The sequence below is a fragment of the Oleiphilus sp. HI0067 genome, assembly GCF_001635735.1.
In genome coordinates this window covers 1-1,059 of record NZ_LWFI01000430.1, presented here as the reverse complement: position 1 = coordinate 1,059, position 1,059 = coordinate 1, and the positions used below count along the sequence as shown (strand labels likewise).

At 41.2% G+C, this 1,059-nt stretch carries 1 protein-coding gene; it reads left to right on the top strand.

Going from position 1 to position 1,059, the window contains the following annotated elements:
* The coding region (locus tag A3739_RS04990) for an exopolyphosphatase (RefSeq protein WP_068500556.1) at positions 1-1,059 on the top strand (1,059 nt) is incomplete at both ends.

Sequence of the window (1,059 nt, the reverse complement as noted above, 5' to 3'; positions counted from 1 at the left end):
GGAACTTTATAGCTAAAGCGGAACAAAAATTAGGTGCGCGCATAGAAATTATTTCGGGTTTAGAAGAAGCGCGTTTAATTTATTTAGGTGTCTCACATACATTGGCTGATGACGATGGCCGTAGATTAGTGATCGATATAGGTGGTGGATCGACGGAGTTCATAATTGGTGAACGATTTGAACCACTTGAACGCGCAAGTTTGCACATGGGTTGTGTCTCGTTTAGGGAGCGTTTTTTTAAAGACGGAAAAATAACAAAGATCGGTTTCCATAAAGCTGTTGTTCAAGCAGAGCGCGAAATCATGCCGATTAAGAAAATATATAAGAAGAAGGGTTGGGAGCAATGTGTTGGGGCTTCAGGCTCCATCAAAGCAATTTTTCAAGCGTTAGAAGCAGAAGATGGCATTCAGATAGAGCGACTATCCTATAAGCGATTGAAGACTTTACGAGATCAAATCATTGAACTTGGCCATATTGATAACCTTAACGAGCTAAATATAAAGAAAGAACGCTTAAGCATATTTCCAGCTGGTTTAGCGATCTTAATGGGAGCGTTCAAAGCACTCAAAATAAAAAAAATGGAGTATACACAAGGAGCTCTGCGCGAAGGTTTACTCTATGACATGCTTGGTAGACTTGATCATGAAGATGTTCGAGATAGAAGCATTAGCGCTTTACAACAACGCTATGGAGCAGACATCGCCCATGGTGACTATGTCGCAGACATTACTAAGGCGTTTTTTAGAAAAGCGAAGACAGATTGGCAGATAGATCACCCTCGATATGAGGGTTTACTAACTTGGGCATCAAAGTTATTCGAAATTGGTCTGGCTATCGCTCACAGCCAATATCATCGTCACGGCGCGTATTTAGTGGCGAACTCTGATCTGGCTGGTTTTTCGAAACGAAGCCAAGAAGAGTTAGCCTTACTTGTTAGAGCGCATAGAAGAAAAATTCCCTTAGAAGATTTTGAGCGTGTCGATGAGGCAATACTTAAATTGACGCTTTTATTTCGGATTGCTGTTTTATTCGCATCGGATCGAAAAGTAAGGTCTATCC